Source organism: Demequina sp., from assembly GCF_016278765.1.
GTDB lineage: Bacteria > Actinomycetota > Actinomycetes > Actinomycetales > Demequinaceae > Demequina.
In genome coordinates this window covers 1-5,235 of sequence record NZ_JADQBE010000086.1, presented here as the reverse complement: position 1 = coordinate 5,235, position 5,235 = coordinate 1, and the positions used below count along the sequence as shown (strand labels likewise).

Below are 5,235 nucleotides of genomic sequence, written 5' to 3'. Positions count from 1 at the left end.
TGCCGTGCCACGATCGGCGAGGTCGGCAATGCCGAACAGTCGAACATCAACTGGGGCAAGGCCGGCCGCATGCGTTGGAAGGGCAAGCGCCCGACCGTCCGCGGTGTCGTCATGAACCCGGTGGACCACCCGCATGGTGGTGGTGAGGGCAAGACGTCCGGTGGACGTCACCCCGTCAGCCCGTGGGGCAAGCCTGAGGGCCGCACCCGCAGTGCCAACAAAGAATCCGACAAGCTCATCGTGCGCCGTCGTCGCACCGGCAAGAACAAGCGCTAAGGAGCGATAGACATGCCTCGTAGCTTGAAGAAAGGCCCGTTCATCGATGGCCACCTCCAGAAGAAGGTGGACGTCCAGAATGAAGCCGGCACCAAGAACGTCATCAAGACCTGGTCGCGACGGAGTGTTATCACTCCCGACTTCCTGGGTCACACTCTTGCCGTGCACGACGGCCGTAAGCACGTCCCGGTGTTCGTCACCGAGTCGATGGTCGGTCACAAGCTGGGTGAATTTGCACCCACACGCACGTTCAGGGGCCACATCAAGGACGACCGCAAGGGCCGCCGCTAAGGCGCCCGGCAAACAGGAGTAGATCAACATGGAAGCCAAGGCGCAGACGCGGTACCTCCGCACCACTGCCCAGAAGGCACGCCGCGTGGTTAACCTCGTGCGCGGTCAGAACGCGGTCGAGGCGTCTGCCTCGCTCAAGTTCCAGCCGCAGGCGGTTGCCATCGACGTCCGCAAACTCATCGACTCTGCGATCGCGAACGCTCGTCAGAAGGCCGAAGCCGCCAGTGAGCGCTTTGACGAGCGTGAGCTCGTCATCACCGCGATCACTGTGGACGAGGGTCCGACGATGAAGCGCATTCGGCCTCGTGCACAGGGTCGCGCCAATCAGATTCTCAAGCGTACGAGCCACATCAGCGTGACTGTGGCGACGCCCGTCAAGGAAGGGGCCAAGTAATGGGTCAGAAGGTCAACCCGCACGGCTACCGCCTGGGCATCACCACCGACCACCGCTCGCGTTGGTTCGCGGACTCCACCAAGGTCGGAGAGCGTTACCGTGACTACGTCGGCGAAGACGTCAAGATTCGCGACATGATGAAGAAGGACCTTGAGCGCGCAGGCGTGTCCAAGGTCGAGATCGAGCGCACGCGTGAGCGCGTTCGCGTCGACCTTCACACGGCGCGTCCGGGCATCGTCATCGGTCGCCGTGGCGCCGAGGCAGACAAGTTGCGCTCCTCTCTTGAGAAGCTCACTGGCAAGCAGGTCCAGCTCAACATCCTTGAGGTGAAGAACGCTGAGATCGACTCCCAGCTGGTGGCTCAGGGCATCGCCGAGCAGCTCGCCTCGCGCGTTGCTTTCCGTCGCGCCATGCGTAAGGGCATTCAGTCGGCCCTCCGCGGCGGCGCCAAGGGAATTCGGGTGCAGTGCTCGGGCCGTCTCGGTGGCGCCGAAATGTCGCGCTCCGAGTTCTACCGTGAAGGCCGTGTGCCCCTGCACACGCTCCGCGCCAACATCGACTACGGCTTCTTCGAGGCCAAGACGACGTTCGGCCAGATCGGTGTCAAGGTTTGGATCTACAAGGGCGACATGACCGAGAAGGAGTGGGCGGCCGAGCAGGCCAAGGCTCCTCGTGCACCTCAGCGCGCTCGCGGCGGAGACCGCGGACCTCGCGGCGGCGCGGGTGACCGTGGCCCTCGCACCGGTGGCGCCCCCCGTGCAGCGGCCGCGGCAGCACCTGTCGCGGTCGAGGCCCCCAAGGCCGAAGCTGGGAAGGAGAGCTAAGTCATGCTGATTCCCCGTCGAGTGAAGCACCGCAAGCAGCACCACCCGGGCCGTTCCGGTATGTCCACCGGTGGCACGGAGGTGTCGTTTGGTGAGTACGGCATCCAGGCTCTCGAGCCGGCATACGTGACGAACCGTCAGATCGAGGCCGCGCGCATTGCCATGACCCGTCACGTCAAGCGTGGTGGAAAGGTGTGGATCAACATCTACCCCGATCGCCCGCTGACCAAGAAGCCAGCCGAAGTCCGCATGGGTTCCGGTAAAGGTTCGCCTGAATGGTGGATCGCCAATGTCAAGCCCGGCCGAGTGATGTTCGAACTGGCCGGAGTCCCCGAGGATCTCGCTCGCGAGGCGTTGAGCCGCGCGCAGCACAAACTCCCCATGAAGACCCGCTTCATCAAGCGTGAGGGTGGTGACATCTCATGACCATCGGTACCAAGGGCCTCGAGCCGATCGAGCTCGACGCGATGGAGGACGAGCGCCTCGCAGAGGAGCTCAAGAAGGCGAAGGCCGAGCTGTTCAACCTGCGCTTCCAGTCGGCCACCGGCCAGTTGGAGAGCCACGGGCGACTCAAGGCCGTCAAGCGTGACATCGCGCGCATCTACACGATCCTGCGCGAGCGCGAGCTCGGCATCCGCACCGCCCCCGCGGCGAAGTCGTAAGTCAAGAGGTAATAAGTATGACGAGCAAGAAGCACGCTACCGCGACCGTAGAGCACCGCGCGCAACGCAAGACGCGCCGCGGCTACGTCGTGTCCGACAAGATGGATAAGACCATCACCGTTGAGGTCGAAGACCGCGTTAAGCACGCGCTCTACGGCAAGGTCATGCGCCGTTCCTCGAAGGTCAAGGCGCACGACGAGACGAACACCGCCGGCATCGGCGACCTCGTGCTCATCATGGAGACCCGCCCGATGTCAGCGTCCAAGCGCTGGCGCCTGGCGGAGATCCTCGAGAAGGCCAAGTAACCCAACGTTCGACCAGGCTCGCCGCCCACAGCGACGAGAACCAGACGACAGGAGAAGAAGACATGATTCAGCAGGAGTCGCGACTGCGTGTCGCCGACAACACGGGTGCCAAGGAGATCCTGTGCATCCGCGTTCTCGGCGGATCGCACCGTCGCTACGCCGGCATCGGTGACGTCATCGTTGCCACGGTCAAGGACGCAATCCCCGGCGGTAACGTCAAAAAGGGTGAAGTCGTCAAGGCCGTGATTGTGCGCACCGTGAAGGAAACCCGCCGTCCCGACGGCTCATACATCAAGTTCGACGAGAACGCCGCCGTCATTCTCAAGGGCAAGGACACGGACCCTCGTGGTACCCGTATCTTCGGCCCGGTGGGTCGCGAGCTGCGTGACAGGCGATTCATGAAGATCGTGTCGCTTGCTCCGGAGGTGATCTGACATGGCGAAGATCAAGAAGGGCGACCTCGTCGTCGTCATTGCAGGACGTGACCGTGGCCAGCAGGGCCACGTGCTTGAGGTGTTGAAGGACGAGGACCGCGTGGTCGTCGAGGGCATCCAGCGAGTACAGCGTCACATCAAGCCGGGGACACGCCGCGACAACATGGAGGGTGGCATTGTCACCGTCGAGTCGCCACTGCACCTTTCCAACGTGATGCTCGTTGACCCGGATACCAAGAAGGGCACTCGCGTGGGCTTCCGCGCGGAGCAGGTCGAGCGTGACGGCCGTACTCGCATCAAGCGGGTCCGCGTCGCCAAGCGCTCGGGTAAGGACATCGACTAATGGCGACCGCTACGACTACCCAAGCTCGCCTCAAGGCGAGGTACCGCGCAGAGATCATCGCTGCGCTCAACGAGGAGTTCGGCTACACGAACATCAACCAGGTTCCCGGCCTCACCAAGGTCGTCGTGAACATGGGTGTGGGCGACGCAGCCAAGGACAGCAAGCTGATGGAAGGTGCCATCCGCGACCTGACGGCCATCACCGGCCAGAAGCCGCAGGTGACCAAGGCTCGCAAGTCCATCGCGCAGTTCAAGCTGCGTGAGGGTCAGCCGATCGGCGCGCACGTCACGCTGCGCGGCGACCGGATGTGGGAATTCCTCGACCGCGTGCTCTCGACGGCACTGCCTCGTATCCGCGACTTCCGGGGCTTAAGCCCCAAGCAGTTCGACGGCAACGGCAACTACACGTTCGGCCTCACGGAGCAGTCAATGTTCCACGAGATCGACCAAGACAAGATCGACCGGGTGCGCGGCATGGACATCACTGTTGTCACGACCGCCACCACCGACGACGAGGGTCGCTCGCTGCTCAGGCAGCTGGGTTTCCCCTTCAAGGAGAAGTAGCGATGGCGAAGACCTCCCTCAAGGTGAAGGCGGGCCGCAAGCAGAAGTTTGCGGTACGTGCTTACACCCGGTGCCAGAAGTGTGGACGTCCGCACTCCGTGTACCGCAAGTTCGGCCTCTGCCGTGTGTGCTTCCGTGAAATGGCGCACCGCGGCGAACTTCCCGGCATCACCAAGAGCAGTTGGTAAACCACTACGCCGCAGGTCCTTCACGGAAACCACGACGAGGAAGAGTGACTCACTCATGACAATGACCGACCCGATCGCAGACATGCTGACGCGTCTGCGCAACGCCAACACGGCGTACCACAACTCCGTGTCCATGCCCCATTCGAAGCTCAAGGCGAACATCGCCAAGATCCTCGAGGAGCAGGGATACATCAATGGCTCCGCAGTCGCAGACGCCGAGGTGGGTAAGACGCTCACGCTGTCTCTGAAGTACGGCCCCAACCGTGAGCGTTCGCTCGCGGGTGTGCGCCGCATCTCGAAGCCCGGGCTGCGCGTCTACGCAAAGTCGACCAACCTCCCCAAGGTGCTTGGTGGACTCGGTGTGGCGATTCTGTCCACTTCCTCCGGTCTGCTCACGGACCGCGAGGCCGAAAAGAAGGGCGTGGGCGGCGAAGTCGTTGCCTACGTCTGGTAGCCGGAAAGGAGAGATCTATGTCTCGCATCGGCAAGCTCCCCGTTCCGGTTCCCTCCGGAGTGGATGTCACCATCGACGGCGCAGCCGTGACTGTGAAGGGCCCTAAGGGCACCTTGCATCACACCGTCGCGTCCCCCATCGTCGCCGAAATGGGCGACGCAGTGATCGATGTCAAGCGCCCGAACGACGAGCGCATCTCGAAGTCGCTTCACGGCCTGACGCGCACCCTGTTGGCCAACATGGTCAAGGGTGTGACCGAAGGTTACGAGAAGAAGCTTGAGATTGTCGGCACCGGTTACCGCGTGGTGGCCAAGGGCTCGGACCTCGAGTTCGCCCTGGGCTTCTCGCACCCCGTGCCCGTCGCGGCGCCTGAGGGAATCACGTTCACCGTGGAATCACCCACCAAGTTCTCCGTGTCGGGTATCGACAAGCAGCAGGTGGGCGAAGTCGCGGCCAACATTCGCAAGATTCGCAAGCCCGAGCCCTATAAGGGCAAGGGTG

12 protein-coding genes and 1 pseudogene are annotated in these 5,235 nt (G+C 63.0%); all 13 read left to right on the top strand.

Features of this window, described 5'->3' with window-relative positions:
- Nucleotides 1-276, top strand: a pseudogene (locus tag QZZ29_RS12345) (50S ribosomal protein L2); the annotation flags it as partial.
- Between the two features lie 12 nt (nucleotides 277-288).
- Nucleotides 289-567 (top strand): 30S ribosomal protein S19, encoded by a 279-nt coding sequence (gene rpsS, locus QZZ29_RS12340; protein WP_291383672.1) that lies wholly within the window; start codon nucleotides 289-291, stop codon nucleotides 565-567.
- Nucleotides 568-595: 28 nt separating this feature from the next.
- Nucleotides 596-961: a 50S ribosomal protein L22 gene (rplV, locus tag QZZ29_RS12335; RefSeq protein ID WP_291383669.1), complete on the top strand. Its 366-nt coding sequence runs from the start codon at nucleotides 596-598 to the stop codon at nucleotides 959-961.
- Nucleotides 961-1,785, top strand: a complete 825-nt coding sequence (gene rpsC / locus QZZ29_RS12330; RefSeq protein ID WP_291383667.1) for a 30S ribosomal protein S3 — start codon at nucleotides 961-963, stop codon at nucleotides 1,783-1,785. The genes rplV and rpsC overlap by 1 nt, the downstream gene beginning before the upstream one ends.
- A gap of 3 nt (nucleotides 1,786-1,788) precedes the next feature.
- The gene (rplP, locus tag QZZ29_RS12325) at nucleotides 1,789-2,211 is read left to right on the top strand and encodes a 50S ribosomal protein L16 (protein ID WP_291383665.1); all 423 of its coding nucleotides are present in this window, start codon (nucleotides 1,789-1,791) and stop codon (nucleotides 2,209-2,211) included.
- Nucleotides 2,208-2,447: a 50S ribosomal protein L29 gene (gene rpmC, locus QZZ29_RS12320; protein WP_291383663.1), complete on the top strand. Its 240-nt coding sequence runs from the start codon at nucleotides 2,208-2,210 to the stop codon at nucleotides 2,445-2,447. Before rplP ends, rpmC begins: the two co-directional genes overlap by 4 nt.
- A gap of 17 nt (nucleotides 2,448-2,464) precedes the next feature.
- Nucleotides 2,465-2,752, top strand: a complete 288-nt coding sequence (gene rpsQ, locus QZZ29_RS12315; protein WP_291383662.1) for a 30S ribosomal protein S17 — start codon at nucleotides 2,465-2,467, stop codon at nucleotides 2,750-2,752.
- A gap of 62 nt (nucleotides 2,753-2,814) precedes the next feature.
- Nucleotides 2,815-3,186 (top strand): 50S ribosomal protein L14, encoded by a 372-nt coding sequence (rplN, locus tag QZZ29_RS12310; protein ID WP_291383660.1) that lies wholly within the window; start codon nucleotides 2,815-2,817, stop codon nucleotides 3,184-3,186.
- Nucleotide 3,187: 1 nt separating this feature from the next.
- Nucleotides 3,188-3,529, top strand: coding sequence for a 50S ribosomal protein L24 (rplX, locus tag QZZ29_RS12305; RefSeq protein ID WP_291383659.1), 342 nt, complete (start codon nucleotides 3,188-3,190; stop codon nucleotides 3,527-3,529).
- On the top strand, nucleotides 3,529-4,092 hold the full coding sequence (gene rplE / locus QZZ29_RS12300) for a 50S ribosomal protein L5 (protein WP_291383658.1): 564 nt from the start codon (nucleotides 3,529-3,531) through the stop codon (nucleotides 4,090-4,092). The genes rplX and rplE overlap by 1 nt, the downstream gene beginning before the upstream one ends.
- Before the next feature lie 2 nt (nucleotides 4,093-4,094).
- The gene (locus QZZ29_RS12295; protein ID WP_291383656.1) at nucleotides 4,095-4,280 is read left to right on the top strand and encodes a type Z 30S ribosomal protein S14; all 186 of its coding nucleotides are present in this window, start codon (nucleotides 4,095-4,097) and stop codon (nucleotides 4,278-4,280) included.
- 55 nt (nucleotides 4,281-4,335) lie between these two features.
- Entirely contained in the window at nucleotides 4,336-4,734 is a 399-nt protein-coding gene (gene rpsH / locus QZZ29_RS12290) for a 30S ribosomal protein S8 (RefSeq protein ID WP_291383654.1), read from the top strand.
- Between the two features lie 17 nt (nucleotides 4,735-4,751).
- A partial coding sequence (rplF, locus tag QZZ29_RS12285) for a 50S ribosomal protein L6 (protein ID WP_291383652.1) occupies nucleotides 4,752-5,235 on the top strand: 484 nt, incomplete at its 3' end.

Excerpts from the sequence above, each read along its gene's own strand:
- rpsS (WP_291383672.1), top strand. The coding sequence starts at position 289 with ATGCCTCGTAGCTTGAAGAAAGGCCCGTTCATCGATGGCCACCTCCAG.
- rplV (WP_291383669.1), top strand. The coding sequence starts at position 596 with ATGGAAGCCAAGGCGCAGACGCGGTACCTCCGCACCACTGCCCAGAAG.
- rpsC (WP_291383667.1), top strand. The coding sequence starts at position 961 with ATGGGTCAGAAGGTCAACCCGCACGGCTACCGCCTGGGCATCACCACC.
- rplP (WP_291383665.1), top strand. The coding sequence starts at position 1,789 with ATGCTGATTCCCCGTCGAGTGAAGCACCGCAAGCAGCACCACCCGGGC.
- rpmC (WP_291383663.1), top strand. The coding sequence starts at position 2,208 with ATGACCATCGGTACCAAGGGCCTCGAGCCGATCGAGCTCGACGCGATG.
- rpsQ (WP_291383662.1), top strand. The coding sequence starts at position 2,465 with ATGACGAGCAAGAAGCACGCTACCGCGACCGTAGAGCACCGCGCGCAA.
- rplN (WP_291383660.1), top strand. The coding sequence starts at position 2,815 with ATGATTCAGCAGGAGTCGCGACTGCGTGTCGCCGACAACACGGGTGCC.
- rplX (WP_291383659.1), top strand. The coding sequence starts at position 3,188 with ATGGCGAAGATCAAGAAGGGCGACCTCGTCGTCGTCATTGCAGGACGT.
- rplE (WP_291383658.1), top strand. The coding sequence starts at position 3,529 with ATGGCGACCGCTACGACTACCCAAGCTCGCCTCAAGGCGAGGTACCGC.
- QZZ29_RS12295 (WP_291383656.1), top strand. The coding sequence starts at position 4,095 with ATGGCGAAGACCTCCCTCAAGGTGAAGGCGGGCCGCAAGCAGAAGTTT.
- rpsH (WP_291383654.1), top strand. The coding sequence starts at position 4,336 with ATGACAATGACCGACCCGATCGCAGACATGCTGACGCGTCTGCGCAAC.